The sequence below is a fragment of the Nocardioides bruguierae genome (assembly GCF_023656415.1).
GTDB classification, from domain to species: domain Bacteria; phylum Actinomycetota; class Actinomycetes; order Propionibacteriales; family Nocardioidaceae; genus Nocardioides; species Nocardioides bruguierae.
On sequence record NZ_JAMOIL010000009.1, the window covers coordinates 103,088 to 129,493 of the forward strand.

The following is a 26,406-nucleotide window of genomic DNA, read 5'->3' on the forward strand; positions in this document are numbered from 1 at the left end:
GCTCGCGCGCCCACCAGGGTGGACCTGACGACCGCCCGTTGGTGAGGATGTCGCCGTGCCCACCTCCGACCCCGACGAGACCCGGCCCGGCCGGGCCCCGTCCGGCGCAGCCACGTCGGGCACGCCGTCCGCACCGCAGCCGGGCCCGGCGCGGCTGGGCCGGTACGCCGTGCGCCGCCGGCTGGGCGCGGGGGCGTTCGCGACGGTGTGGCTGGCCTACGACGAGCAGCTTGACTCGCCGGTGGCGGTGAAGGTGCTCGCCGAGAACTGGGCGGGCGAGCCCACGACGCGCCGCCGGTTCACCGAGGAGGGCCGGTGGATGCGGCGGGTGGAGTCGCCCCACGTGGTGCCCGTCTACGACGCCGGCGAGCTGGAGGACGGCCGCCCGTTCCTCGTCATGGCCTACGCCGACCAGGGCACCCTGGCCGACCGGCTCGACGTCACCGGCCTCACCGCCGCCCAGTCGCTGGAGGTGCTGCGGCAGGTGGCCGCGGGCCTCGCCGCGCTGCACGAGCGCGACCTGGTGCACCGGGACGTGAAGCCCGCCAACGTCCTGTTCCGCACCCGCGAGGGCACGGTCGTCGCGATGCTGGCCGACCTGGGGCTCGGCAAGGCGCTGGACGTCTCCAGCCGGCTCACGCTGGTCGGCGGCACGCCCACCTACACCGCGCCCGAGCAGGCGCGCGGCGAGACCGTCGACGGGCGCGCGGACCAGTACTCGCTGGGGGCCCTGGCCTACCTGCTGCTCGCCGGTCGTCCGGCGTTCCGCCACACCGACCTGCGGCAGGCGGCCGACCCGACGCCCCCGCCGCCCGCGCACGAGCTCAGCCCGGTGCTGGAGCCGGAGGTGGACGCCGTCGTCCGCCGTGCCCTCAGCCCCGCCGCCGACGACCGCTGGCCCGACGTGCTCGCGTTCGTCGACGCGCTCGAGGCCGCCCTCGGTGCGGCCGGCCATCCGGCCGAGGACGCCACCGTGACCCGGCCGTGGCTGCCGATCGACCCCGAGCTGACCCTGCCCGGTGCCCGCCCCTCGGTCTTCGCGCCCGCGGGCGACCTGCCGCCGGTCGGCACCCCGCCGCGTGCCTCCCGCGGGCGCCGCGCGGCCGGGGCGCTGGCGCTGCTGGTGGCGTGCGCGGTGGCCGCCGTCGGTGCCGGGCTCGGTGCGCACGCCGCGCTCGCGCCCACTCCGCCGGCCGAGCAGGAGGTCTACGACGCCTCCGGCACCCTCTCGGTGACCGTGCCGGCGGCCTGGGCCACCACGGTCGCGGACGAGGCGTGGAGCTCGCCCGCGGACGACGGCACCTACCCCGCGCTGGCCGTCGGCACCGGGGCCGCGTGGAACTCCGCGAGCGCCGTGGCCACGGGCGCCGGCGAGGGCGTGTTCCTGGGGATCATGAGCGGCAACGGCCTGCCGGACCGGATGCCCGGCCACCCCGAGTGCGCGCGGGTGCAGGCCCGCTACACCGACGACGGCGCCGAGCCCGCCCGCACCGTGGTGCACGCGGGCTGCCCCGGCGGGGTGACGGTCGAGCGGGTCGTCCGCGTGACCGCCGACCGGCTGCTGTGGGTGCAGGTGCGGGCCGCGACGACGGCGACCGCTAACCAGGTGCTCGACGGGATCGCCACCCACGGCATGTGAGCCTCAGCCGAAGCGCAGCGACCTGGTCAGCCGGTCGAGCAGCTGGGTGAGGCCGTCGCGGTCCGCCTCGCGGCCGACCACGCCGACCCAGACGAACGCGGCCGTCTCCCCGGGGCGGGCGACGTAGCGGTCGAGCTCGACGCGGCGGTGCTCGCCGGCCACGTAGGAGGCGGTGACCGAGTCGTAGGTGCGCGACTCGAGCTGGAAGTCGAGCACGTCGCTGGCGCCCTGGAGGGCCTCGACGCGCGCGTCACCGGCGGCCCGGGGGCTGATGTTCTGGTTGCCGATCAGCCGGATGCGGATGAAGTAGGTGTTCGCCGACTCGGGGAACGAGTACGGGTAGAACTGCACGGCGCCGATGGTGGAGTCCGAGCGGACCCACCCCTGCGGCACGGTGAGGCTGACCGGGAAGTCGGTGGTGCCGACCGCGGCCCGCTCCAGTGGCAGGTCGGTCTCCAGCGCCGGGTAGTCGGGGTCCTCCACGACCCGGACCGTCCGGTCGCGCGGGAACGCCGGCTTGGCCGCCGGCACCGGGGACGCGGTGCCCAGCGAGGTGGGGGCGTCGCCGTCGTCCTGCTCGAGGGTGAGCGCGCCCACGCCGGCACCCGCCGCGGCGCACAGCAGCACCGCGGCGACACCGATCCCGAGCACCCGTGCACGCACGCGCCCACCGTAGGACACGGGTGCGCGCGGGCGGGCCCGGCTTCGCCCGCGCGGGGGGTGCGTGCCATCGTCGGCCCATGAGCGACTTCCTCCTGCGCAGTGCACGCGTGGTGCCCCTGCAGCCCGGGGACGGCCCGGGGCCGGAGCCGGTCGACGTCCTCGTGCGCGGCGGACGCGTCGTCGAGGTCGGCGCCGGCCTGGCCGCCGACGGCGCGGAGGTCGTCGACGCCGCCGGACGCTGGCTCACGCCCGGCCTGTGGGACGCGCACGTGCACCTGGCCCAGTGGACGCTCTCCTCCGGCCGCCTCGACCTCGCCGGCGCCCGCTCGCCCGAGGACGCCACCCGCCTCGTCGCCGAGCGCGTCGCCGAGTACCCCGACCTGCCCGTCATCGGCTTCGGCCACCGCTCCGCCGGCTGGCACCGCGACGTCACCGTGACCGAGCTCGACGCGGTCTCCGGCGACACCCCCGTCGTCCTCATCTCCGGCGACGCCCACCACGCCTGGCTCAACACCGTGGCCCTGCTGCACCTGGCGCTGCCGGTGCGCGACTCGGTGGTGCGCGAGGCCGAGTGGTTCGGCGCCTACGCCCGGCTCTCCACGCTGGTCGGAAACGACGGCACCAGCCCCGAGGCCTACCGCCGCACGATGGACGCGGCGGCCGCGGCCGGCATCGTCGGCCTCACCGACTTCGAGTTCTCCGGCGGCGCGGCCGAGTGGGCCGAGCGCTGGGTCGCCGGCGCCGACGTCCTGAGGATCCGGATGAGCACCTACGCCGAGAACCTGGACGACGTCCTGGCCCGTGGCCTGCGCACCGGCGACCCGGTCGTGCCGCAGCTGCCCGACGCGCACCGGCTCACCATGGGCCCGCTGAAGATCATCAGCGACGGCTCGCTCAACACCCGCACCGCCTGGTGCTGCGAGCCCTACGGCGACGCGCACCGGCTCGAGTACCCCGCCGGCCAGCCCAACCTCTCGGGCGCCGAGCTGCGCGACCTGCTGCGCACCGCCCACGCCTCCGGCCTCGAGATCGCCACCCACGCCATCGGGGACGCCGCCGTGGCCGAGGCGCTCGGCGCGTACCGCGACGTCGGGGCCCGCGGGTCCATCGAGCACGCGCAGATGGTCAACCGTGCCGACGTCGCCGAGATGGCCCGGCTGGGCCTGCGGGCGTCGATCCAGCCCGCCCACCTGCTCGACGACCGCGACCTCACCGAGGCGATCTGGGGCGAGCGCTCCGAGCGGTGCTTCGCGTTCCGCTGGATGCTGGACGACGGCGTGGAGCTCGCCATGGGCTCGGACGCGCCCGTCTCCCGGCTGGACCCGTGGCTGGCCATGGCCGCCGCCGTCCACCGCTCCGCCGACGACCGCGACGCGTGGCACGGCGAGCAGGCGCTGACCCCGCAGGAGGTGCTGGCCGCCTCCGTGGACGGCGCGCCCACGGTGGGGGTCGGCTCGCTCGCCGACCTCGTCCTGCTGGACGCGGACCCGCTGGCCGCCGTGCAGGCCGCGGACCCGGCCGAGGCCGCTGTGCTGCACGCCGAGCGGCTGCGCGACATGACCGTCGCTGCCACGTGGATCGACGGGAAGCTCGCCCACTCGACGCTCTGAGGTGCCCGGCCCTCGATCTCGCGACAGGACTTTGTCCTTCCTCGATCAGCGGGCCGGAGCCGGTGATCGAGGTGCGAGGAGCGCCGGCGACCGTCCGGTGATCGAGGTGTGAGGAGCGCCGGCGACGAGCCTCGAGATCCCCGCACCCGACAGGGGGCCCGCCGCTGGTCGAGGAGGTCGCGCAGCGACCGTCGCGAGACCGAGGCCGAACGGTGGCTCAGTCCGCGTCGAGGGTGCTGACGATCGCCTCGGCCACGGCCTCCTGCTCGGCGGCGTAGGGGTGGAAGGCGAGCGCCTGGGAGGTGTCGGTCTGCGCGCCGGCGATCCACGGGTCGTCGGCGCAGATGTCGTGGCCCTCGCTCAGCGACCACACGTCGACGTAGGTCACGCCGGCCCGGTCGGCCGCGTCGCGGACCGCGTCCGCCAGGCCCTCGTTGATCTCGCGGGCGAGGTCGAGGTCGCCGTCCGCGATCGGGAGCAGGTCCTGGCAGGAGCCCTCCGCGGGCACGATCTGCGGGTAGCCGACGGAGAGGACCGTGGCGTTCGGCGCGCGGCCGGCGATCCCCTCGAGCGCGGCGCGGACGTGGCTGCGGATCGTGCTCAGCGTGCTGCGCACCTCGCGCGGGGTGGTGGCGTCGGTGCAGGGCTGGCCGCTGCGGTCGGTCATGGCCAGCTGCACGCAGCCGCCGAGCAGCTTGCTGAAGAGGTCCTCGTCGTTGCCGCCGATGGAGAGGGTGACCAGCTCGGTGTCCTCGCCGAGCGCGTCGAACTGGGCGGGCTGGTTGGTGCCGTCCATCGTGGTCTGCACGCCGACCAGCGAGGTGGTGGTGGCGCCGGAGCAGGAGACGTCGGTGAGGTCGGCGTCGAGGGCCTGGGCCACGAGGCTCGGGTAGTTGCCGTCCGAGCGCAGGCAGCCGTCGTTCGGGTCCGTGGTGGGCACGAACGGGGCGGCGGTGTAGGAGTCGCCGAGGGCGACGTAGACAGGGCCCTGCGGGTCGGCGGCGCGGGTCGCCTCGGCGGAGGACGCGGTGGCCCCGCCGTCGTCCTCGCTGCAGGCGGTGAGGCCCAGGGTGGCGAGGACCAGAGCGGGGAGGACGAGGGCCGCGCTCACGCCGCCCAGGCGTCGGGCGGGGGTACGGACGCGGCTCGAGGTCATGCCTCGACGCTACCGGCCGGGTGCGCACCTGTGCTCCTCCGCGGCCTCGGCTGTGCGCCGGCACTGTGACCGCGCCTACCTGCGGGGGTGGGCGTGCCCGTCGGCAGCACGGGGTAGACGAGAGTCATGGGTGACTTCGACAACCAGTCCGGGCCGGGCCCGGCGGGCACGACGATCGTGGAGGCCGAGGACCTGGACCCGCAGGCCTCCGCCGACATGGACGAGGCCGGCGGCGGCTCCTCGCTGCTGACCGTGGTCGTCGCCCTGACGGCCAACGGCCTGCTGGCGATCGCCAAGACGGTCGCCGCCGTGATCAGCGGCTCGGCGTCGATGCTCGCCGAGGCCGCGCACTCATGGTCCGACACCGGCAACGAGGTGTTCCTGCTGGTCGCCGAGAAGGCGGGCGCCAAGCCGCGCGACGAGGAGCACCCCCGCGGCTACGGCCGCGCCACCTACATCTGGTCGCTGGTGGCCGCCTTCGGCCTGTTCACCGTCGGCTCGCTGGTCTCGATCTGGACCGGCGTCAGCCAGCTGATCGAGGGCGGCAGCGGTGACGAGGGCGGGTTCACCCTCTCCTACGTCGTGCTCGCCGTGGCGTTCGTGCTGGAGGGGACGTCGTTCGTGCAGGCCGCGCGGCAGGTGCGGGGCCACTCCAAGAGGTGGGGGCTGCACCCGCTGCGCTACGTCTCGGACACCTCCAACCCGACCCTGCGCGCCGTCGTCCTCGAGGACTCCTCCGCGCTCGTCGGCATCGTCTTCGCCGCTGCCGGCATCGCCCTGCACCAGGCCACCGGCGACGCCCGCTGGGACGCCATCGGCTCGATCGGCATCGGCCTGCTGCTCGCCGTCGTCGCGATCTTCCTCATCCGTCGCAACATGGAGTACCTGCTCGGCGAGGGCATCGCCCCGGCGATGCGCTCCCGCGTGCTGGCCCGGCTGCTGGAGCACCCCGAGATCGACCGGATCACCTACCTGCACGTCGAGTACGTCGGCCCGCAGCGGCTGTTCGTCGTCGCAGCCGTCGACCTGGTCGGCGACGACACCGAGCCCTCCCTGGCCCGTCGCCTGCGCCGCGTCGAGCACGACATCGAGACCGAGCCCGTCATCACCGACGCCGTGCTCACCCTCGCGCCGCCCGAGGACGCCGCCCTCCAGCCGTGACGGGGGGCGGACGTCATCCATCTGAGGGGGACTGCGTCCGCTCCGTATGACGTCCCTGGCCTCACGCCAGCGCGACGGTGAGCGCGAGGACGGTGTCAGGGTCGTCGAGGGAGTCCCCGAACAGCTCGCGCAGCTGGCCCATCCGGTAGCGGACGGTCTGCGGGTGCACGAACAGCGCCTCGGCCACCTCCTCGCGTCGGCCGTGGTGCAGCAGCCAGGCACGCAGCGTCTCGGTGAGCTTCTCGGCGGTGGCCGGGCGCAGGTCGGCCAGCGGCGCGAGCACCTGGGCGCGCAGATCGGCGCGGGCGGCCGGGTCGGCGTCGAGCACGAGCTGGGGGAGGAACGCGTCGGCGTCGGGTCCGAGCCCGGCGGTGCGCGCGCGCAGGGCCCGGTCGTAGGAGGCACGGACGTCGAGCCAGTCGCGCGCCGGGCCGGCCGTGACGTCCCGGCCGTCGACGGCCGCGAGGAACCGGGTACGGGTGGCGCCGGTGAGGTCGGGGACGAGCAGGAGGGCGTCGTCCTCGCGCCCGGGCGCCTCGGGGACGACGATCGTGGAGCCGGGCAGCCGCCCCAGCGCCGGACGCACCTGCGCCTGGGTCACCAGCACGGCGGTGAGGGTGGACGGCGCCACCCAGTCGGCCTTCGCGGCGGCCTCGTGCACGCGCTCGGCGGGCGCGCCGGTGAGCAGCTGCGAGGCCAGCCGCTCGAGCAGCCGCTGCCGCACGCGTCCGGTGGTGGCCAGCTCGTCGGTGTGCCCGGCGACCGAGGCGGCCGAGAGCTCGTCGATGTAGGCGAACACGAGGCCGGCGAACCGGCCGACCGTCTCCGCGTCCATCCCGCCCTCGACGGCGAGCGAGGAAAGCTGGCGCCACGACTCGCGCGCCCCGATCCGGTACGCGGAGAGCAGCGCGTCGGTGGTCCGGCCGGAGCGGGCCTCGCCACGTCCGAGCTGGTAGGCGCCCTCCACGGCCGGCCCGGTGGGGGTGCGCGGGTCGATGCCTCGCCGCCCCGAGGCCAGCGACAGGAAGCCGCCCAGCGCCAGCTGCACGGCGTTGCGGATGTTCTCGCCCATGCGGCCGGAGAACGTGTCCGCGTAGGAGGGCACCTCGCGGGTGATGGTGGTGACCACGTGGTCGGCGACGGCCGGCAGCTCGGCGCGCATCAGCGCGACGGCGTCCGTGGGCAGCCGGACCTCGTGACCGGCGGTGCGGCGGGGCACGCGTCGGGCCATGTTCATCCCTCCTTCATCCTGGAGACCTCAGGTTCTGGCTGAGAATCCCCCACACCGGGAACTTCTGTACACAGCGAACAAAACTGGCGCGTAGGTTCACGTTCGCAGGACAGGACTTTAGCGCTCCCGGAGCGTCACGATGGGACGCATGACGAGCACTGCCATGTCGGGCGCCGGCCGCCCCGCCTCCACGGGCGGCGGACTGCGCCGGACGCTGCGGGAGAAGGTGGCCCCCAAGGTCCGCGACTTCGCCGACGCGGCCGTCACCCCGCTCTCGCTCGACGACGTCCTCGACCACTTCCACCCCCTGCGCGGTGGGTCGGAGCTGCGCGGTCGCGTCGTGCGGGTCACCCCGGAGACGCCGCGCTCGGCCACGGTGCTGATCAAGCCCGGCCGCGGCTGGACCGGCCACGTGCCCGGCCAGTTCGTCCGCCTGGGCGTCGACGTCGACGGCGTCCGTCTGTGGCGCTCGTACTCGCTGACCCACGGCCCGCGCCCCGACGGCCTCATCTCCATCACGGTGAAGCTGGTGCCGGGCGGCGCGGTCTCCACGCACCTCGTGCGTCGGGTGAAGCCGGGCACGCTGGTGCACCTCGGCACCGCCGAGGGCGAGTTCGTCATGCCCGACCCGATGCCCGCCAAGTTGCTGCTGGTGACCGCCGGCTCCGGCATCACCCCGGTCATCGGCATGCTCCGCAACCTGTTCCACAAGGCGGAGAAGCCGGACGTCGACATCGTGCTGATCCACTCCGCGCTCGCCCGCGCGGAGGTCATCTTCGGTCGCGAGATCCGCGGCTACGCCGAGGCCGGGCTCATCCGCCTCGTCGAGCTGCACACCGACTCCCGCGGCCGCCTCGACGTCGCCGAGCTCGACCAGCTGGTGCCGGACCTCGACGAGCGCCCCACCTACGCGTGCGGCCCCGTCGGGCTGCTGGACAGCCTCGAGACCCACCACGCCGAGCGCGGCCTGGAGCTGTTCGTCGAGCGGTTCCGGCCCGTCCTGCTCGCCGAGCCCGGCGAGGGCGGCACGGTCACCTTCACCGAGACCGGCACGGACGTCGAGGTGCAGGGCGACAGCACGATCCTCGACGCGAGCGAGGCTGCCGGCGTCCTCATGCCCAGCGGCTGCCGCATGGGCATCTGCATGTCCTGCGTCCTCCCGCTCAAGGAGGGCACCGTGCGCGACCTGCGCAACGGCGAGCTCACCCACGCCGTGCCCGGCGAGACCCACCCGGACGGCGTCACGGTGCAGACCTGCGTCACCAGCGCCGCCGGCCCCTGCACCTTCACCCACTGACGCGCGCCCGCGTCCCACGAACCCCCAGCCCGCCAGACCGCCCCACCACACGAGGGAGCACAGCGATGACCAGCATCACCAACAAGGACGTCAACCCGGTCGCCCACCTGAGCCCGGAGGACATCGAGCAGATCGGCCTCGAGCTCGACGCGATCCGCCAGGACGTCATCGAGCAGCGCGGTGAGCGCGACGCGAAGTACATCCGCCGCGTGGTGAAGGTCCAGCGCAACCTCGAGCTGGGCTCGCGCGCCATCCTGCTGGGCTCGGCGCTGCCGCCGCTGTGGGTGCTCGGCACCGCGGGTCTCTCCGTGGCCAAGATCCTCGAGAACATGGAGATCGGTCACAACGTCATGCACGGCCAGTGGGACTGGATGCGTGACCCGAAGATCCACTCGTCGGCGTGGGAGTGGGACAACGCCTCGACCTCCGACGGCTGGAAGCACAGCCACAACGAGCTGCACCACACGTACACGAACATCGTGGGCAAGGACAACGACCTCGGGTTCGGCATCATGCGCGTGGACGAGGACCAGCGGTGGTACCCGCTCTACCTCGCCCAGCCGGCCTGGAACTTCATCAACGCCTGCTTCTTCGAGTACGGCATCGCCGCCTACGACCTCGAGCTGGGCAGGAACCTCAAGCTGCCCAAGGACCGTCGCTCGCCCGGCTTCGCCGAGCGCGCCAAGGCCACGGTCAAGAAGATCCGCAAGCAGGCGACCAAGGACTACGTGGTCAACCCGCTCATCGCCCTGCCCTTCGGTTCCGCCCTCCCGGCCCTGGCCGCGAACTTCACCGCCAACCTCGTGCGCAACGTCTGGTCGCACTCGGTCATCATGTGTGGCCACTTCCCCGAGGGCGTCGAGACGTTCGAGCTCAACAAGATCCCGGAGAACGAGACCCGCGGCGAGTGGTACCTGCGCCAGATGCTCGGCTCGGCCAACATCTCCGGCTCCAAGGCCATGCACATCATGACCGGCAACCTGAGCCACCAGATCGAGCACCACCTCTTCCCCGACCTGCCCAGCAGCCGGTACGCCGAGATCGCCCCGCGCGTGAAGGCCCTCTTCGCGAAGTACGACCTCAACTACCACGAGGCACCTCTGCCGCAGCAGGTCGGCTCGGCCTGGCACAAGGTCGTCCGTCTCTCCCTGCCGAACCACTGGCTGGAGACGACCAACCGCTCCAACCTGGTCGACCAGACCAAGCTGCTCTACGCGATGACCACCAAGGGTCCGAAGATGCGCCGCCTCGCGCAGCGTCGTCTCGACCAGATGGCGCGCAAGCAGGCCGAGGCCAAGGCGGCCCAGGACGCCCCCGCGACCCAGCCCGTCGTGGAGGCCGTCCCCGCCTGACCGGTGGTCGAGGTGCGAGGAGCACCTGCGACGAGCCACGAGACCCCCGCACCCGACTCACGACGCGCGCCGTCCGGTCGGGTGCGGGGGTCTCGTGGTTCAGCCGTGGACGGCCTCACACCTCGACCGCCGGCGGGCGCTGCCCCGGGGCAGGATGGGCCCGTGACCGCCGCGCTGACCGACTGGCTCCCATTCGTCGCGGGGCTGGCGGTGCTCGCCCTGGCGACCGTCGGCGTCGCCGCCTGGGCCGGGGTCGGCCTGGGCTGGCTGCCCGTGCGGTCGCTGCTGCGCGCCGGCGTCCAGCTGACGGCGGTGGCGCTGCTGCTGGCCGGCGTCCTGGCGAACCCGTGGACGGTGGTGGCGTTCGTCGCGCTGATGCTCAGCACGGCCTCGTGGACGTCGGCGGGGCGGCTGCGCGCCCTGCACCACGGCCGCCGCACGGCCGCGGCGGGCGTGCTCGCGGGGGCGACCGTGGCGGTGGGGTCCGTGCTGGTGCTGAGCCCGGTCACCGGCCTGGTGCCGCACGGCGTGCGGTACGTGATCGCGGTGGCCGGCATCCTCGTCGGCAACGCGATGACCGCCGCGACCCTGTCGGGGCGCAGCTTCCTGCGGGCCGCCCGGGTGCGGGCGGCCGAGGTCGAGGGCTGGCTCGCGATGGGCGCGACCCCCTCGCAGGCCCACGCGGCCATCGGTCGGGAGTCGGTGCGGGAGTCCCTGCTGCCGACCCTCGACCAGACCCGCGCCACGGGCCTCGTCACGCTCCCCGGTGCCTTCGTGGGCGCCCTCTTCGGCGGGGCGAGCCCCGCGGACGCCGCCCGATTCCAGCTCGTCGTGCTGGCGGGCATCGCGCTGACCGCCGTGGTCACCGCTGTCGTCGTCACCCGGCTCGCCGGGCGCAGCCCGCTGCTGGTCCCCGTCGAGCCCTCCGCCGGCTGACCCCCGCGTGAAAGGTGCTGCCGACTCACCGCCGAGTCGGCAGCACGTTACTGCCGACTCAGCGGGAGGGGAGCAGTGTCAGCCGGCCTCGTCGTAGGGGACGCCGGTGACCAGCTGCTCCCGGTAGCCCTCCGAGATCTCGATGAGCCGGTCGAGGGCGTCACGCGTCCGCAGCAGCTCGCCGATGTGGACGTCCAGCTTGTCCCGCTCCTCGCGCAGGGTCGCGAGGGCGGCGTCGGAGTTCTCCACCCCGGGGCTCTCCACGCACGGCATGACCTGGGCGATCGTCCGGCTGGAGAGCCCGGCGGCGTACATGCGCTGGATGAAGACGACGCGCTCCACCTCGTACTCGGTGTACTGCCTCTGTCCGCCGGAGCTGCGGTCGGCCGAGAGCAGGCCCTGCTCCTCGTAGTAGCGCACCGAGCGGGCGCTCACGCCCGTCCGCCTGGCCAGCTCGCCGATCCGCACGTGCTCTCCCTCTCATCCCGGGTCCAGGACTTGACCTTGACGTCAATGTCAGGTTCTAGCGTGGCCAGCATGACACAGCTCTTCGAGTCCTACGACCTCGCCGGCCTGACCCTGCCCAACCGCGTCGTGATGGCGCCGATGTCCCGGGTGCGCGCCACGGTCGACGGTCTCGCCACCCCGCAGATGGCGACCTACTTCGCCCAGCGCGCCACCGCCGGTCTCATCGTCACCGACGGCGTCTTCCCCAACGCCGTGGGCCAGTCCAACCCGATGATCCCTGGGCTGGCCACCGACGCGCAGGCGGAGTCCTGGCGCCAGGTCGCCGACGCCGTCCACACCGAGGGCGGTCGGGTCTTCGCCCAGCTCATGCACGGTGGACGCATCACCCACTCCTCCATCCACGGCCTCCAGCCGGTCGGGCCCTCGGCCGTGGCCGGCCCCGGCACCACGTTCACCCCCACCGGCCCGGCAGCGCTCGAGGTGCCCCGCGCCCTGGAGACCGCCGAGGTCCCCGAGCAGGCCGCCGCCTACGGCGAGGCCGCCGCCCGCGCGATCGAGGCCGGCCTCGACGGCGTCGAGCTGCACGGCGCCAACGGCTACCTCATCGGCCAGTTCCTCTCCTCCAACGCCAACCTGCGCACCGACCTCTACGGCGGCAGCATCGAGAACCGCGTCCGCTTCGCCGTCGAGGCCACCGCCGGTGCCGTCGAGAGGATCGGCGGGCACCGCGTCGGGATCCGGCTCTCGCCGGACGCGGGCATCTGGGGCGTCGAGGAGACCGAGACCCGCGAGCTCTACCTCGCCCTCCTCGAGCAGCTCGGCGCGCTCGACCTCGCCTACGTCCACCTCGAGGCCACGGCGGACGACGGCCTCCTGCTCGACCTGCGCAAGGCCTGGGACGGCACGCTCCTGGTCAACCCGGTCCACCCCGGCCGCCCGCAGCAGGCGAACCTCGAGGACGCGCAGAAGTGGCTCGACAACGGCGCCGACCTGATCTCCTTCGGCCGCGCCTTCATCGCCAACCCCGACCTGGTCGAGCGGCTGCGCACCGGCGCCCCGATCGCCACGCCCGACGTGGAGACCTACTACATGGGCGACGAGCGGGGGTACACCGACTACCCGACGCACGGCGCCTGACCCCCTCGCGCTCGGGCCTGGGCCCGGGGTTGGCGCCGGGGGCGGCAGACGTGCCCCCGTGGCCCTCTGCCGACCCGGGCCCAGCCGGTAGGGTCCGCCCCGTGGAGGACCAGCTGACCCTGCACCCGTCCCGCTCGCGCGCCCTCATGCTGATCGGCCTGGGCGCGCTGTTCGTCCTCCTCGGCATCCTGCTGCTCGACAGCTCCCCGGTGGTCGGCACGGGCGGCGTCGTGGTGGGCACCCTCGTGCTGGTCGCCGGCATCTGGAACCTGCTCTCCACCCGCGACGGGCTCGTCCTCGACCGGCACGGCTTCACGCTGCGCTCGATGGGACGCGAGGAGACGGTGGCGTGGGACGAGGTGGTGCGCTTCGGGCCGTGGCCGCAGGGCCGCACCTCGCTGCTCGGCTACGAGCTGACGGCCGAGGCGCGGGCCCGGCGCGGTCGCCGCAACCGCGCGCTCAACGTCGCCGCCGTCCGGCTCGACGCCCCGCTGCCGGAGCTGTACGGCAAGCAGGTCACCGAGCTGGGCTCCCTCATGACCGCCTGGAAGCAGCGGCACGACCAGGACCACGCCTGAGGTGCGACAGCAGCTCGGCGAGGTCGTCGCGGTCGGCTTCGCCGCGGCCAAGGGCACAGCGTGGCGCCCTCGCGAGGCGGTGGCGCTGGACTCGGCCGGGGTCGTCGGCGACCGCCGGTGGTGCTTCGTCGACCCCCGGGCCCGGCAGGTGCTGCGCACGGTGGCCCACCCGCGGCTGCTGCGGCTCACGCTCGTGGACGAGGACCCGGCGCTGCCCCTCGTCCACGAGGACGGACGGCGGGCGGCCGGTCGCCCCGAGCCCACCGGAGAGCAGCTGACCTGCGACTACTGGGGCCGCCCGGTGTCGCTGGAGGTCCACGACGGGCCCCAGGCGGAGCTCGCCGCCGACGTGCTGGGCCGCGACGTCGCGCTGGCCGCGGCCCCGCCGAGCGGGGTCGTCTACGCGGGCGGGGTCAGCCTCGTCTCCACCGCGTCGTGCGCGGCGGTGGGCGTCGCGCCCGCCACGGTCCGGGCCTCCCTCGTGCTCGACCTGGGGCCGGAACCCTTCACCGAGGCACACCTCGTGGGCCGCGAGGTGCGGGTGGGCGGTGCCGTCGTCCGCCCCACCGCCGAGACGGCCCGCTGCGCGGTGCTCGGTGCCGAGACGCTGCGCCGCCTGGCCGGCGTCCGGGACGAGCTCCTGCTGGGCGCGGACGGCGACGTGCTGATGCCCGGCGAGGTGAGGCCGGGGGACCCGGTCGACCTGGTCTGAGGGGCCTTCCGCCCCCGGCCCGCGGCGCGCAGGATCGGGTCATGGCCAGCAACCCCGTCGCCCGTCTGCTCCGCACCCGGTGGGCGGTGCGGGCGCCGATCCCGCTGTTCCGCCACGGTCTCGGGTTCCTGCTCGGCCCGCGGATGCTGATGCTCGAGCACGTCGGCCGGACCTCGGGCGAGCCTCGGTACGCGGTGCTGGAGGTGGTCGAGCGCGAGGACGACGACCACCTGCTGGTCGCCTCCGGGCTGGGCCGCCGCTCGCAGTGGTTTCGCAACCTCACGGCCACCCCCGCCTGCCACGTCTCCACCGGTCGCCGGCGCCGCGTGCCGGCGACGGCCGCCGAGCTCTCCCCGACGGACCGCGACGCGGCCCTGGCCCGCTACGCCGCGCGCAACCCGCGCGCCTGGCACGCGTTGGAGAGCGGGATGCAGCGGCTGGCGGACGAGCGCGGCGAGGCGCTCGACATCCCGCTGGTGCGGCTCAGCCTGGCGCCGTAGTGCCGGCTCAGCCCAGGGCCGCGGACACGACCGCCCGCGCCTCCTCCTGCACCTGCGCGAGGTGCTCGGCGCCCTTGAAGGACTCCGCGTAGATCTTGTAGACGTCCTCGGTGCCCGAGGGGCGCGCGGCGAACCAGGCGTTCTCGGTGGTCACCTTCAGGCCGCCGATCGCCGCACCGTTGCCGGGCGCCTCGGTGAGCTTCGCGGTGATCTCCTCGCCGGCCAGGGAGGTGGCGGTGACGGCGGAGGGGGAGAGCGCCTTGAGGGCCGCCTTCTCCTCGCGGGTGGCCGGGGCGTCGACGCGGGCGTAGGCCGGGTCGCCGAAGCGGCCGACCAGCGAGGCGTAGCGCTGGGAGGGGGTGGAGCCGGTGCGCGCGAGGATCTCAGAGCCGAGCAGGCACAGCAGGATGCCGTCCTTGTCGGTGGTCCAGGCGGAGCCGTCGAAGCGCAGGAAGGACGCGCCGGCCGACTCCTCGCCACCGAAGCCGAAGGAGCCGTCGATGAGGCCGGGCACGAACCACTTGAAGCCCACCGGCACCTCCACCAGCGGCTTGCCGACGGACGCGGCCACCCGGTCGACCATCGAGGACGAGACGAGCGTCTTGCCGATGGCCGCGGTGGCGGGCCAGTCGGGGCGTGCCCCGCCGAAGAGGTGCTCGATCGCGACGGCCAGGAAGTGGTTGGGGTTCATCAGCCCGGCGTCGGGGGTGACGATGCCGTGCCGGTCGGCGTCGGCGTCGTTGCCCGTGGCGATGTCGAAGGAGTCGCGCTGCGCGACGAGCGAGGCCATCGCGGACGGGGAGGAGCAGTCCATCCGGATCTTGCCGTCCCAGTCCAGCGTCATGAACCGCCAGGTCGGGTCGACCAGCGGGTTCACCACCGTCAGGTCGAGGCCGTGCCGCTCGGCGATCGCGCCCCAGTAGTCGACGGAGGCGCCGCCCAGCGGGTCGGCCCCGATCCGCACGCCGGCCGCCTTGATCGCGGCCAGGTCGACGACGTTCGGCAGGTCGTCCACGTAGGTGCCGAGGAAGTCGTAGGGCTGGGCCGCGGCCCGGGCCCGGGAGAACGGGACCCGCTTCACGCCGGACATGCCGGCCCGGATCAGCTCGTTGGCGCGGTCGGCGATCCAGGAGGTGGCGTCGGTGTCGGCCGGGCCGCCGTGCGGCGGGTTGTACTTGAAGCCGCCGTCGCGCGGCGGGTTGTGGGAGGGCGTGACGACGATGCCGTCGGCCAGGCCGGTGCCCGAGGTGCGGCCGCCGTTGGCGCGGATGATCGCGTGGCTGACCGCCGGCGTCGGGGTGTAGCCGTCGGCCGCGTCCACCAGCACGGTGACGTCGTTGGCGGCGAGCACCTCCAGGGCGCTCGCCCACGCCGGCTCGGAGAGACCGTGGGTGTCGCGGCCCAGGAACAGCGGACCGTCGAAGCCCTGCGCCGTGCGGTAGTCCACGATCGCCTGCGTCGTGGCCAGGATGTGCGTCTCGGTGAACGCGGTCGTCAGCGACGACCCCCGGTGCCCCGAGGTGCCGAACGCGACCTGCTGGTCGACGTCCTCGACGTCCGGGACCAGCGTGTAGTACGCGGTGACGAGGTGGGCCACGTCGATCAGGTCGGCGGGCTCGGCGGGCTGTCCGGCGCGAGGGTGACTCATGAGCGCATCATGCCTCGCAGACGCGTCCACGTGACCCGCCCGCCCGATAGTGCGCGACGAAATGGCTGCCGTCGGGCCCCAGGAGCAGCCGTTTCGTCGCGCACTATCGGCGGGGTCAGGGGGTCGTGGCCAGCCCCGCGAGGAACCACTCGCCCAGCCCCTCGTCCCCGGTCAGGACGACGGCGTCGCCGACGTCGGTCGGCGCGCACCGCCCTCCGGCCAGTCGGACGTAGGTCTCGCGGTCCGTGCGCAGCACCAGGGTCGGGTCGGCGGGGGCGTCGGCCACCGGTCGGGCGCGGCCGTCCTCGCCCACGAGCACGGCCCGGGCCGGCTCGTCGTCCAGCAGCAGCACGACGCTGTCGCCGGGTCGCCCGCCGGCACGCTTGACCAGGACGAACCCGAGCGACTCGGTCAGGTAGGCCACCGTATGGTCGGCCGCCGGGCCGGAGAGCCCGCCGGGGCGCGCGGTGGCGCGGCGGACGTCCTGCTCGTGCATCCACAGGTCCAGCGGGCGGTTGCGCAGCAGCGTGCGCCACGTCCACCCGAGGTCGCCGAAGGGGGAGGGCGCCGGGGCGTCGGGGTCGGTGGGCGGGTCGACCTGCGCGGCCGCGCGGCGCAGGCCGGTGACGGAGCGGATCTCCGCCAGCAGCGCCTCGGGCGTCGCCTCGCGGCGGGCCACGACGCCCACCTCGGTGTAGGCCCCGAGGGGGTTGCGCACGTGGGGCGGGCTGCCGACCTCCGCGCTCTCCTGCTCGCCGGTGGCCAGCACCGACTCCAGGTGGGCGACGTGCGCGACGACCGCGTGCACGTCCCACCCGGGCAGGTCGGTGGGTCGGGCCCAGTCGTCGGGGTCGAGGGACGCGGCGACGTCGAGGAACGCCTCGGTCGCGGCGAACCCGACCTCGAGGAGGGCCTGCAGGTCCGGGTGCGCGCTCGTCATGCCCGGCACTGTGGCACATGCAGCGGGGCGGACGCCTCAGACGAAGCGGACGGCCAGCACCGCGACGTCGTCGGCCTGCTCCAGGCCGAGCAGGTCGGTCAGCACCCCGTCCACGAACTCCCCGATCGGCCGACGGCCGTGGGTGGCCGCCACCTCGGCGAGCCGGTCGAGGCCGTCGACGAGGCTCTCCCCGCGCCGCTCGACCAGGCCGTCGGTGTAGAGCAGCAGCGTGGCGCCGGGCGGCACGCTGAGCCGGTGGTCGCCGCGCTCGGCGTCGGGAGCGACACCGAGCATGACGTCGGGGGCGTCCTCGGCCAGGAACCGCACGGTGCCCTCGGGGCAGACCACCAGGGGCGGGGGATGGCCGGCGTTGGTCCAGCGCAGCACCCGGTCTCCGGTGCGGTCCCAGGTCTCGATCCGCAGGTAGACCAGGGTCGCCATCGCCTCGACCTGGAGGTCGGTGAGGGCCTGGTCGAGCTTGCCGACGAGCGCCGACGGCGCCTCGTCCTGCGACCAGGCGAGGGTGCGCAGGGTGGCGCGCACCTGCCCCATGGTGGCCGCGGCCTGGAGGTCGTGGCCGACGATGTCGCCGATCATCAGCGCGGTGTCGCCGCTGGGCATGAGCACGGCGTCGTACCAGTCGCCACCGATCTGGTCGCGGGCCGCGGCGGGGCGGTAGCGGGCCGCCATCAGCATCTCGTCGGTCTCGGGCAGCCGCGGCTGGAGCGCGCCCTGGAGCACCATGAGCGCGTCGGACTGCTCCTGGAGCAGCAGCGCCCGGCCGAGCGCCTGCGCTGCGTAGCGGCCGAGCGCCTGGAGGGTGTCGAGCACGTCGTGGCCGAGGTCGCGGCTCTCCGGCCAGATGACCGCCATGCCGCCGAAGGCGCGGCCGCGGTGGGTCAGCGGCACGAAGGCCCGCGCCTCACCGACCTGCCTCTCCAGGTTCAGGCCGCCGTAGACGGCGTTCTGCCGGTGCCGGTCGGGGAACCAGACGATGCGGCCCTCGGCGAGCGCCAGGCCGAGCGGGTTGCTGAGGTCGGCGGGCAGCACGTCGTTGAGGCGCGCGGAGTGCCACTGCTCGCCGAGGTGCCGCACGTAGCTGAGCAGGCCGGGGGCGTGCTGCACGTGCGTCGGCAGGTCCGCGGTGCGGCGGACCGTGTCGTCCTCGGCGATCCAGATGCCGGCGACGAGGGCGCCGAGGTGCTCGCGGGCCACGCCGTCGACGGCCGCGGCCACGTCCACCACGGTGCGGGTGGCGCTGAGCGACTCGGCGAGTGCCAGGAGGAGGGCGCTGCGCTCGTTGAGGTCGCGTGCGCGTGCCGCCGTCCGGGCCGCGTGGCGCTTCTGCTGGCGCTGCACGATCTCGGTGGTGCACGCGGCGGCGATGTCCTCCAGGGCCGAGAGCTCCTCGGGGGTCCACTCGCGGGCGGTGTCGTCGATGGCGCACAGCGACCCGATGACCCGGTCCTGCTGGTCCCGGATCGGGTAGCCCGCGTAGGCCACCACCCCGAGGTCGGGGATCGCGAGGTTGTCCCGCAGCCGCTGCTCGACGCGGGCGTCCGCGGTGACCAGCGGCGCCTCGTCCGCCACGACGTACTGGCAGAACGAGTGCGAGAGCGGGGTCTGGCGCAGCGCCATCAGCTCGTCCTCGAGGCCCTGGGCGCCGATGAACAGCTGGCGGTGGGCCTCCACGAGGCTGACCAGCGCGACGGGCACCCCGATGGCGCGGCGGACCATGCGCGCGTAGCGGTCGAACGACTCGTCGACACCGATCTCGTCGGCGTCCGGGTCCGCGTCCTCGGCCGGCACGGCGTGGGTGCTGGTCATCTAGGCCTGCCTCTCAGGTCGGGCGCAGCGTAACTGTGGTCCGAGCAGGCGCTGTGAGGTTTCTCCACCATTGGACCTCACGGGTGGTCACCACGACCAGACGGCGACGCGATCCTGCACGTGACCTGCACGAACGCCCACCCCCAGGGGTGAGCGAGGGCACACCCGTGCGCACGATTCGAACGGGTGGGGACGACGGCGGAGACTGGTGCCATGAGCAGCACGACCCCCGGCACCCGGCCCCGCGTCCGCGCCCCCGAGCTCGTCGGCCGCGGCTGGTTGAACACCGGTGGCGAGACGATCCGGGTCGGCGACCTGCGCGGCCGGTTCGTCCTCCTCGACTTCTGGACCTTCTGCTGCATCAACTGCCTGCACGTCCTCGACGAGCTGCGCGAGACCGAGGAGCGGTTCGCCTCCGAGCTGGTCGTCGTCGGCGTCCACTCGCCCAAGTTCGTGCACGAGGCCGACCCGGACGCGCTCGCGGCCGCCGTGGAGCGCTACGGCGTGGCCCACCCCGTGCTCGACGACCCCGACCTCGTCACCTGGCAGGCCTACACGGCGCGCGCCTGGCCGACCCTGGTGCTGATCGACCCCGAGGGCTACGTCGTCGCCCAGTACGCCGGCGAGGGCCACGCCCACGCCATCTCCGCGCTGCTCGACGACCTCGTGCCGCAGCACCGCGAGAAGGGGACGCTCCAGCCCGGCGACTCCCCGTACGTGCCGCCCGCCGTGGAGCCCTCCGACCTGCGCTTCCCGGCCAAGGCCGTGCCGGTCTCGCGTGGCGACGTGGAGGGCGTGCTGGTCGCCGACGCCGGCCACGACGAGGTCGTGCTGCTGGCCGCCGGCTCCGGCGGGGACGACGGCGCCGTGCTGCGTCGCTTCGCGGGCTTCCGCGAGCCCAACGGCCTGTGCGTCCTGCCCGAGGACGTCGCCGCCGAGGTGGGGTACGACGTGGTCGTGGCCGACACGGTCGCCCACCGGCTGGTCGGGCTGTCGCTGGGCACCGGGGAGACCCGCGTGCTCGCCGGCGACGGCGAGCAGTGGATGCAGGGCGACGGGGTCGAGCGGCTCTCCTCGCCGTGGGACGTGGCCTGGTGGGGCGACCGGGTCTGGGTCGCCATGGCCGGCGTCCACCAGCTGTGGACGCTCGACCCGCGCACCGGCGTCGTCGAGGTCGCGGCCGGCACCACCAACGAGGGGCTGCTCGACGGCCCGCTGGCCGAGGCGTGGTTCGCGCAGACCTCCGGCCTCGCGGCCGACGGTGAGCGCCTCTGGCTGGCCGACTCCGAGACGTCCTCGCTCCGGGTGGTCGAGCCGGGGCCGGCCGGCGACCTCGTGGTGCGCACCGTGGTCGGCTCGGGGCTCTTCGACTTCGGGTTCCGCGACGGCGACGTCGACCAGGCGCTGCTCCAGCACCCGCTGGGCGTGACCGTGCTGCCCGACGGCTCGGTGGCCGTCGCCGACACCTACAACGGTGCCGTCCGCCGCCACGACCCGGCGACCGGCACTCTCGGCACGCTGGCCTCCGGGCTGGCCGAGCCCTCGGGCGCGTTCGTGGACGGCACGGACCTGGTGGTCGTGGAGTCCACCGCCCACCGGCTGACCCGAGTGCGCCTGGACGCCGACGTGGTCGCCACCGACGGGTTCTCCCACACCACCCAGCGGCCCGTCACCGAGGTCGCCGCCGGGCTGGCGCTGACCGTCACGTTCACCCCGCCGCCGGGCCAGAAGGTCGACGACCGGTTCGGCCCGCCCTCCCAGCTGCTCGTGGAGTCGACCCCGCCGGGCCTGATCCGGTCGGGCGGCGGACGCGGCACGGACCTCGTCCGCACGATCGAGCTGGACCCGCACGTGGGCGACGGCGTGCTCCACGTCGCGGCCCGGGCCGCCTCCTGCGACGCCCACGGTGGCGAGGGGGCCGCCTGCCGGATGCACCAGCAGGACTGGGGCGTGCCGATCCGCGTGGTCGACGGCGCACCCGCCACTCTCACCCTACCGCTGGGCGGCACGGACTGAGGCAGGTGCGGCTGTCTCACATCCGAGACAGCATCGCGCGGGGCCCCTCTGGCGGGCGGCGCCGCGCGGGAGTGGACTGGGCTCGTCGTCCACTCGTGAACCGGAGCCAGCCATGTCGAGCAGCAACCCCCGCCTCCCGATCCACGCCGCGCACGGCACCGACCTCACCGCCCGCTCGTGGCAGACCGAGGCGCCGATGCGCATGCTGATGAACAACCTCGACCCCGAGAACGCCGAGCGTCCCGAGGACCTCGTGGTCTACGGCGGCACCGGCCGCGCCGCCCGGTCGTGGGAGGCCTACGACGCGATCCTCGCGTCGCTGACGGACCTCGCGGACGACGAGACGCTGCTGGTGCAGTCCGGCAAGCCCGTCGGCGTCATGCGCACCCACGAGTGGGCCCCGCGCGTGCTCATCGCCAACTCCAACCTCGTCGGGGACTGGGCCAACTGGGAGGAGTTCCGCCGCCTCGAGGACCTCGGCCTGACCATGTACGGCCAGATGACGGCCGGCTCGTGGATCTACATCGGTACGCAGGGCATCCTCCAGGGCACGTTCGAGACCTTCGCCGCCGTCGCGGACAAGAAGTTCGGCGGCAGCCTGGCCGGCACCATCACCGTCACCGCCGGCCTCGGCGGGATGGGCGGCGCCCAGCCCCTCGCCGTGACGATGAACGACGGCGTGGCGATCTGCATCGAGGTCGACCAGGCGCGCATCACCCGCCGCATCGAGCACCGCTACCTCGACGTCCAGGCCGACAGCCTCGAGCACGCCCTCGAGCTGGCCACCGCCGCCCGTGACGAGAAGCGCGCGCTGTCCATCGGCGTCCTCGGCAACGCCGCCGAGCTGCTGCCGCGCCTGGTCGAGCTCAAGGCGCCGGTCGACGTCGTCACCGACCAGACCTCGGCCCACGACCCGCTCTTCTACCTGCCGGCCGGGGTGCCGTTCGAGGAGTGGCAGGCCCGGCGCGAGACGGACCCCGAGGGCTTCACCAAGGAGGCCCAGGCGTCCATGGCCGCGCACGTGCGCGCCATGGTCGAGCTGCAGGACCTCGGCGCCGAGGTCTTCGACTACGGCAACTCCATCCGCGACGAGGCCCGCAAGGGCGGGTACGACCGCGCGTTCGCCTTCCCCGGCTTCGTCCCCGCCTACATCCGGCCCCTGTTCTGCGAGGGCAAGGGGCCCTTCCGCTGGGCCGCCCTCTCCGGCGACCCGGCCGACATCGCCGCCACCGACAAGGCGATCCTCGAGCTCTTCCCCGAGAACGAGCGCCTGCGGACGTGGATCACCATGGCCGGCGAGCGGGTCCACTTCCAGGGCCTGCCCGCCCGCATCTGCTGGCTCGGCTACGGCGAGCGGCACCGCGCCGGGCTGAAGTTCAACGAGATGGTCGCCTCGGGCGAGCTCAAGGCCCCCGTCGTCATCGGCCGCGACCACCTCGACTGCGGCTCCGTGGCCTCGCCCTACCGCGAGACCGAGGGCATGATCGACGGCTCCGACGCGATCGCCGACTGGGCGCTGCTCAACGCACTGGTCAACACCGCCTCCGGCGCCACCTGGGTGTCCTTCCACCACGGTGGTGGGGTCGGCATCGGCCGCTCGCTGCACGCCGGCCAGGTGATCGTGGCCGACGGCACCGACCTCGCCACGCAGAAGATCGAGCGGGTCCTCACCAACGACCCCGGCATGGGCGTGATCCGGCACGTGGACGCCGGCTACGACCGGGCCGCGGAGGTGGCCGCCGAGCGGGGCGTGCAGGTGCCCGTCCCGTTCGTCTCGCGGGAGTCCTGAACCGGTGGTCGACGACTTCGAGCGCATGTGGGCCGACCTGGCCCCGGTCGGACGCTCGGCCGCCACCGGCGGGTACTTCCGCCAGCCGTGGACGTCCGCGGAGAACGAGCTGCGGGCGTGGTTCGTCGGCCAGGCCGCCGCGCGTGGCCTGCGGCTGGAGACCGACCTGCTCGGCAACATGGTCGCGTGGTGGGAGGCCCCGGGGGCCGAGGGCCCCTCCGTCCTCACCGGCTCCCACCTCGACTCGGTGCTCGACGGCGGCGCGTTCGACGGTCCGCTGGGCGTCGTCTCGGCGTTCGCCGCGGTCGACGTGCTGCGCGCGCGGGGCGTGGCGCCCGTCCGCCCCCTCGGTGTCAGCGCCTTCGTCGAGGAGGAGGGCTCCCGCTTCGGGCTGGCCTGCCTGGGCTCCCGGCTCGTCACCGGCGAGGTCGCCCTCGAGGACGCGCTCGCACGTCGTGATCGCGCCGGCACCAGCCTCGAGGACGCGCTGGCCGCGGCCGACCTCGGCACCGGCTCGCTCCTGGACCTCGCGAACGTGGGCTGCTTCGTGGAGCTGCACGTCGAGCAGGGGCGCCACCTCGTCGACACCGACGCCGTCGTGGGCCTGGCCAGCGAGATCTGGCCGCACGGCCGCTACCGCTTCGACGTCACCGGTCGCGCCGACCACGCCGGGGCCACGCGGATGGAGGACCGCCACGACCCGATGCTCACCTTCGCGATGACGACGCTGGCCGCCAACAAGCAGGCACGGCTGGCCGGCCAGCGGGCCACCTTCGGCCGCCTCGACGTGGCCCCGAACTCCACCAACGCCGTGCCCTCGCGCGTCACCGGCTGGCTCGACGCGCGGGCCGACTCCGACGTGGCGCTCGCCGCCCTCGTCGACGCCATCGCCCGCCAGGCCGCCGACCGGGCCGAGCGCGACGGCACCGCCCTGACCGTGACCCCGGAGTCGGTCTCGGCCTCGGTCGCCTTCGACGTCGCGCTCACGTCCCGCATCGGCCGCATCGGGGCCCGCACCCGCACCGGTGCCGGCGCCGGGGACGAGGCCTGGCCGGTGATCCCGTCGGCGGCCGGGCACGACGCCGGCATCCTCGCCGCAGCGGGCGTGCCCACCGCCATGCTGTTCGTCCGCAACCCCACCGGCGTCTCCCACTCGCCGGAGGAGAGCGCCGAGACCGGCGACTGCCTGGTCGGGGTCGAGGCGCTGGCCGACGTCCTCGCGGAGCTGCTGACGTGAGCGCCCGCTGGCTGCTGACCCGCGCCTGGGTGGGCGAGGGTGCCGCTGCCCGGGTCGCCGACGACGTCCTGGTCGAGGTGAGCGACGGCCGGTTCACCCGGGTCGAGGCCGACTGGTCGGCGAGGGCCGGGGAGGCGGCCCCGGAGCGGGTCGGGGGACTCACCGTGCCGGGGCTGGCCAACGCGCACAGCCACGCCTTCCACCGCGCGCTGCGCGGGCGCACGCAGCGCGAGCGCGGCACCTTCTGGACGTGGCGCGAGCAGATGTACGCGCTCGCCGCCACGCTCGACCCCGACTCCTACCGGACGCTGGCCACCGCCGTCTTCCGCGAGATGGTCGCGACCGGCGTCACGGGCGTCGGCGAGTTCCACTACCTGCACCACCGCCCCGACGGCGGCCGGTACGACGACCCCAACGCGATGGGCCACGCCCTGGTCGACGCCGCCGCCGAGGCGGGCCTGCGGATCACCCTTCTCGACACGCTGTACCTGTCCTCGGGGTTCGGCCGCGCGCCCGAGGGCGCGCAGGTGCGCTACGACGACGGGGACGCCGACGCCTGGCTCGCCCGGTGGGACGAGGTCCGCCCGGCCGACCACCTGGTGCTCGGCCGCGCCTACCACTCCGTGCGCGCCGTGCCCCGCGAGCAGCTGCGCGCCCACGACCCCGCCGACGGCCCGCTGCACGTGCACCTCTCCGAGCAGGTCGCCGAGAACGAGGCTTGCCTGGCGGCCACCGGCCTGACCCCCACCGGCCTGCTGGCCGAGGCCGGCGCACTGACCGAGGCGACCTCCCTGGTCCACGCCACGCACCTGACCGACGCCGACGTCGCGCTGCTGGGCGGGGCGCGCACGTGGGCCTGCTTCTGCCCCACCACCGAGCGCGACCTGGGCGACGGGATCGGCCCGAGCCGGGCCCTGCACGACGCCGGCGCCCGGCTCAGCCTCGGGTCCGACAGCCACGCCGTCGTCGACCTGTTCGAGGAGATGCGCGCCGTCGAGCTGGACGAGCGGCTGGCCACGCAGGCACGCGGCCACTGGTCGGCCGCCGAGCTGCTCGCGGCCGGCACCGCGCACGCGAGCCTCGGCGTGCCCGACGCCGGGCGGATCGCCGTCGGGGCGCGGGCCGACCTCGTCACCCTCGACACCGCGAGCGTGCGCACGGCCGGCACCGGGGCCGACGAGGCCACGGCGGTGTTCGCGGCGACCGGCGCCGACGTCGTCCGCGTGGTCACCGACGGCCGCGTGGTGCACGAGCGCGGGCAGGAGGCCGAGGTCGGCCGGCTGCTCGCCGACGCGATCGCCGCCGTGTGGGAGAAGGTGGACGCATGACCTCCACGCTGCTGACCGGCATCGGCGAGCTCTTCACGGGTCGCACGGACGAGGCGGGGCGCCCCACGGACGCGCCCGGGGCCGAGACCGTGCTGCGCGACGCCGCCCTGGTGCTCGACGGCGACCGGGTCGCCTGGCTCGGCCCGGCGGCCGAGGCGCCCGCCGCCGACCTGGCCGTCGACCTGGCCGGCCGCGCCGTGCTCCCGGGGTTCGTCGACAGCCACAGCCACCTCGTGTTCGCCGGCGAGCGCAGCGCGGAGTTCGCGGCCCGGATGGCGGGGGAGTCCTACGCCGCCGGCGGCATCCGCACCACGGTGGCCGCCACCCGCGCGGCGAGCGACGAGCAGCTGACCGCGCACGTGGCCGCACTGGTCGCCGAGATGCGTGCCCAGGGCACCACCACGCTGGAGATCAAGTCCGGCTACGGCCTCTCCGTGCACGACGAGGCGCGCTCGTTGGCCGTGGCCCGCCAGTTCACGACCGAGACGACGTTCCTGGGCGCGCACGTGGTGCCGGCCGAGCACGCCGAGGACCCGGCCGGGTACGTCGACCTGGTCACCGGCCCGATGCTGGCCGCTGCGGCCCCGCACGCCCGCTGGATCGACGCGTTCTGCGAGCGCGGTGCCTTCGACGCCGACCAGGCCCGCGCCGTCCTCGCCGCCGGTGCCGAGGTCGGTCTGGCAGGCCGCCTGCACGCCAACCAGCTGGGGCCCGGCCCCGGCGTCCAGCTGGCCTGCGAGCTGGGCCTCGTCGCGGTCGACCACTGCACCTACCTCGACGACGCCGACGTCGACGCGTTGCGCGGGTCGGGCACCGTGGCGACGCTGCTGCCCGGCGTGGAGTTCTCCACCCGCCAGCCCTACCCCGACGCCCGACGCCTCCTGGACGCCGGCGTGCGGGTCGCCCTCGCCTCCGACTGCAACCCCGGCTCCTGCTTCACCAGCTCGGTGCCGTTCTGCGTCGCCCTGGCCGTGCGGGAGATGGGGATGACCCCCACCGAGGCCGTGCTGGCCGCCACCGCCGGCGGCGCCCGTGCCCTCGCCCGGGACGACGTCGGTGTGCTGGAGCCCGGCCGCCGTGCCGACCTCGTGGTGCTCGAGGCGCCCAGCCACGTGCACCTCGCCTACCGCCCCGGCGTCCCCCTCGTGCGCCGGACCTGGATCGGCGGCCGCCCCCTCTGA

At 74.5% G+C, this 26,406-nt stretch carries 22 protein-coding genes; 15 read left to right on the forward strand and 7 right to left on the reverse strand.

Features of this window, described 5'->3' with window-relative positions; all coding sequences use genetic code 11:
- Positions 1–55: 55 nt before the first annotated feature.
- Entirely contained in the window at positions 56–1,639 is a 1,584-nt protein-coding gene (locus tag M8330_RS08360) for a serine/threonine-protein kinase (protein ID WP_250826969.1), read from the forward strand.
- A 3-nt stretch (positions 1,640–1,642) separates the two neighbouring features.
- On the opposite strand, the gene M8330_RS08365 is transcribed toward M8330_RS08360, so the two are convergent.
- The gene (locus M8330_RS08365) at positions 1,643–2,302 is read right to left on the reverse strand and encodes a hypothetical protein (protein WP_250826970.1); all 660 of its coding nucleotides are present in this window, start codon (positions 2,300–2,302) and stop codon (positions 1,643–1,645) included.
- A gap of 77 nt (positions 2,303–2,379) precedes the next feature.
- Between M8330_RS08365 and M8330_RS08370 the strand changes: the two genes are divergently transcribed.
- Complete coding sequence (locus M8330_RS08370; protein ID WP_250826971.1) at positions 2,380–3,912, forward strand: amidohydrolase; 1,533 nt, start codon at positions 2,380–2,382, stop codon at positions 3,910–3,912.
- A 217-nt stretch (positions 3,913–4,129) separates the two neighbouring features.
- On the opposite strand, the gene M8330_RS08375 is transcribed toward M8330_RS08370, so the two are convergent.
- A complete protein-coding gene (locus M8330_RS08375) occupies positions 4,130–5,068 on the reverse strand; it encodes an SGNH/GDSL hydrolase family protein (RefSeq protein ID WP_250826972.1) in 939 nt (312 codons plus the stop codon).
- Positions 5,069–5,194: 126 nt separating this feature from the next.
- On the opposite strand from M8330_RS08375, the gene M8330_RS08380 reads away from it, so the two are divergent.
- The gene (locus M8330_RS08380; RefSeq protein WP_250826973.1) at positions 5,195–6,229 is read left to right on the forward strand and encodes a cation diffusion facilitator family transporter; all 1,035 of its coding nucleotides are present in this window, start codon (positions 5,195–5,197) and stop codon (positions 6,227–6,229) included.
- A 61-nt stretch (positions 6,230–6,290) separates the two neighbouring features.
- On the opposite strand, the gene M8330_RS08385 is transcribed toward M8330_RS08380, so the two are convergent.
- A complete protein-coding gene (locus M8330_RS08385) occupies positions 6,291–7,460 on the reverse strand; it encodes a PucR family transcriptional regulator (protein WP_250826974.1) in 1,170 nt (389 codons plus the stop codon).
- Positions 7,461–7,608: 148 nt separating this feature from the next.
- Here M8330_RS08385 and M8330_RS08390 point away from each other — a divergent pair, with 148 nt between their 5' ends.
- From M8330_RS08390 to M8330_RS08400, 3 genes are all read left to right on the forward strand, one after another.
- Positions 7,609–8,757, forward strand: a complete 1,149-nt coding sequence (locus M8330_RS08390) for a ferredoxin reductase (protein ID WP_250826975.1) — start codon at positions 7,609–7,611, stop codon at positions 8,755–8,757.
- Positions 8,758–8,822: 65 nt separating this feature from the next.
- The gene (locus M8330_RS08395) at positions 8,823–10,109 is read left to right on the forward strand and encodes a fatty acid desaturase family protein (RefSeq protein ID WP_250826976.1); all 1,287 of its coding nucleotides are present in this window, start codon (positions 8,823–8,825) and stop codon (positions 10,107–10,109) included.
- A 162-nt stretch (positions 10,110–10,271) separates the two neighbouring features.
- Positions 10,272–11,045, forward strand: a complete 774-nt coding sequence (locus M8330_RS08400) for an ABC transporter permease (protein ID WP_250826977.1) — start codon at positions 10,272–10,274, stop codon at positions 11,043–11,045.
- Positions 11,046–11,123: 78 nt separating this feature from the next.
- On the opposite strand, the gene M8330_RS08405 is transcribed toward M8330_RS08400, so the two are convergent.
- Positions 11,124–11,513, reverse strand: a complete 390-nt coding sequence (locus tag M8330_RS08405; RefSeq protein WP_308195938.1) for a MerR family transcriptional regulator — start codon at positions 11,511–11,513, stop codon at positions 11,124–11,126.
- Positions 11,514–11,582: 69 nt separating this feature from the next.
- Between M8330_RS08405 and M8330_RS08410 the strand changes: the two genes are divergently transcribed.
- From M8330_RS08410 to M8330_RS08425, 4 genes are all read left to right on the forward strand, one after another.
- Positions 11,583–12,650, forward strand: coding sequence for an alkene reductase (locus M8330_RS08410; protein ID WP_250826978.1), 1,068 nt, complete (start codon positions 11,583–11,585; stop codon positions 12,648–12,650).
- A gap of 101 nt (positions 12,651–12,751) precedes the next feature.
- Positions 12,752–13,228 carry a hypothetical protein gene (locus tag M8330_RS08415; protein ID WP_250826979.1) on the forward strand — a complete coding sequence of 159 codons (477 nt, stop codon included), beginning with the start codon at positions 12,752–12,754 and terminating at the stop codon, positions 13,226–13,228.
- A 1-nt stretch (position 13,229) separates the two neighbouring features.
- Positions 13,230–13,940 carry an MOSC domain-containing protein gene (locus tag M8330_RS08420; RefSeq protein WP_250826980.1) on the forward strand — a complete coding sequence of 237 codons (711 nt, stop codon included), beginning with the start codon at positions 13,230–13,232 and terminating at the stop codon, positions 13,938–13,940.
- Positions 13,941–13,981: 41 nt separating this feature from the next.
- The gene (locus M8330_RS08425) at positions 13,982–14,440 is read left to right on the forward strand and encodes a nitroreductase family deazaflavin-dependent oxidoreductase (RefSeq protein ID WP_250826981.1); all 459 of its coding nucleotides are present in this window, start codon (positions 13,982–13,984) and stop codon (positions 14,438–14,440) included.
- 7 nt (positions 14,441–14,447) lie between these two features.
- Here the strand turns inward: M8330_RS08425 and pgm are convergent, their stop codons facing one another.
- The 3 genes from pgm to M8330_RS08440 form a co-directional block, all read right to left on the reverse strand.
- Positions 14,448–16,088 carry a phosphoglucomutase (alpha-D-glucose-1,6-bisphosphate-dependent) gene (gene pgm / locus M8330_RS08430; protein ID WP_250826982.1) on the reverse strand — a complete coding sequence of 547 codons (1,641 nt, stop codon included), beginning with the start codon at positions 16,086–16,088 and terminating at the stop codon, positions 14,448–14,450.
- Between the two features lie 115 nt (positions 16,089–16,203).
- Positions 16,204–17,028: a maleylpyruvate isomerase family mycothiol-dependent enzyme gene (locus M8330_RS08435; RefSeq protein ID WP_250826983.1), complete on the reverse strand. Its 825-nt coding sequence runs from the start codon at positions 17,026–17,028 to the stop codon at positions 16,204–16,206.
- A gap of 36 nt (positions 17,029–17,064) precedes the next feature.
- Positions 17,065–18,855 (reverse strand): GAF domain-containing SpoIIE family protein phosphatase, encoded by a 1,791-nt coding sequence (locus M8330_RS08440; protein WP_250826984.1) that lies wholly within the window; start codon positions 18,853–18,855, stop codon positions 17,065–17,067.
- A 213-nt stretch (positions 18,856–19,068) separates the two neighbouring features.
- On the opposite strand from M8330_RS08440, the gene M8330_RS08445 reads away from it, so the two are divergent.
- The 5 genes from M8330_RS08445 to hutI all read left to right on the forward strand — a co-directional run bounded on the left by M8330_RS08445 (position 19,069) and on the right by hutI (position 26,406).
- On the forward strand, positions 19,069–20,871 hold the full coding sequence (locus M8330_RS08445) for an NHL domain-containing thioredoxin family protein (protein WP_250826985.1): 1,803 nt from the start codon (positions 19,069–19,071) through the stop codon (positions 20,869–20,871).
- A 112-nt stretch (positions 20,872–20,983) separates the two neighbouring features.
- A complete protein-coding gene (gene hutU, locus M8330_RS08450; RefSeq protein ID WP_250826986.1) occupies positions 20,984–22,660 on the forward strand; it encodes a urocanate hydratase in 1,677 nt (558 codons plus the stop codon).
- Between the two features lie 4 nt (positions 22,661–22,664).
- Positions 22,665–23,897: an allantoate amidohydrolase gene (locus M8330_RS08455; RefSeq protein WP_250826987.1), complete on the forward strand. Its 1,233-nt coding sequence runs from the start codon at positions 22,665–22,667 to the stop codon at positions 23,895–23,897.
- A complete protein-coding gene (locus tag M8330_RS08460; protein ID WP_250826988.1) occupies positions 23,894–25,225 on the forward strand; it encodes a formimidoylglutamate deiminase in 1,332 nt (443 codons plus the stop codon). Before M8330_RS08455 ends, M8330_RS08460 begins: the two co-directional genes overlap by 4 nt.
- Entirely contained in the window at positions 25,222–26,406 is a 1,185-nt protein-coding gene (gene hutI / locus M8330_RS08465) for an imidazolonepropionase (RefSeq protein WP_250826989.1), read from the forward strand. Before M8330_RS08460 ends, hutI begins: the two co-directional genes overlap by 4 nt.

What these genes read in the sequence shown, in the direction of transcription:
- M8330_RS08440 (WP_250826984.1), bottom strand. Translation starts at nt 18,855, where the DNA reads ATGACCAGCACCCACGCCGTGCCGGCCGAGGACGCGGACCCGGACGCC.
- M8330_RS08390 (WP_250826975.1), top strand. Translation starts at nt 7,609, where the DNA reads ATGACGAGCACTGCCATGTCGGGCGCCGGCCGCCCCGCCTCCACGGGC.
- M8330_RS08385 (WP_250826974.1), bottom strand. Translation starts at nt 7,460, where the DNA reads ATGGCCCGACGCGTGCCCCGCCGCACCGCCGGTCACGAGGTCCGGCTG.
- M8330_RS08435 (WP_250826983.1), bottom strand. Translation starts at nt 17,028, where the DNA reads ATGACGAGCGCGCACCCGGACCTGCAGGCCCTCCTCGAGGTCGGGTTC.
- M8330_RS08425 (WP_250826981.1), top strand. Translation starts at nt 13,982, where the DNA reads ATGGCCAGCAACCCCGTCGCCCGTCTGCTCCGCACCCGGTGGGCGGTG.
- M8330_RS08380 (WP_250826973.1), top strand. Translation starts at nt 5,195, where the DNA reads ATGGGTGACTTCGACAACCAGTCCGGGCCGGGCCCGGCGGGCACGACG.
- M8330_RS08410 (WP_250826978.1), top strand. Translation starts at nt 11,583, where the DNA reads ATGACACAGCTCTTCGAGTCCTACGACCTCGCCGGCCTGACCCTGCCC.
- pgm (WP_250826982.1), bottom strand. Translation starts at nt 16,088, where the DNA reads ATGAGTCACCCTCGCGCCGGACAGCCCGCCGAGCCCGCCGACCTGATC.
- M8330_RS08375 (WP_250826972.1), bottom strand. Translation starts at nt 5,068, where the DNA reads ATGACCTCGAGCCGCGTCCGTACCCCCGCCCGACGCCTGGGCGGCGTG.
- M8330_RS08370 (WP_250826971.1), top strand. Translation starts at nt 2,380, where the DNA reads ATGAGCGACTTCCTCCTGCGCAGTGCACGCGTGGTGCCCCTGCAGCCC.
- hutI (WP_250826989.1), top strand. Translation starts at nt 25,222, where the DNA reads ATGACCTCCACGCTGCTGACCGGCATCGGCGAGCTCTTCACGGGTCGC.
- M8330_RS08445 (WP_250826985.1), top strand. Translation starts at nt 19,069, where the DNA reads ATGAGCAGCACGACCCCCGGCACCCGGCCCCGCGTCCGCGCCCCCGAG.
- M8330_RS08395 (WP_250826976.1), top strand. Translation starts at nt 8,823, where the DNA reads ATGACCAGCATCACCAACAAGGACGTCAACCCGGTCGCCCACCTGAGC.
- hutU (WP_250826986.1), top strand. Translation starts at nt 20,984, where the DNA reads ATGTCGAGCAGCAACCCCCGCCTCCCGATCCACGCCGCGCACGGCACC.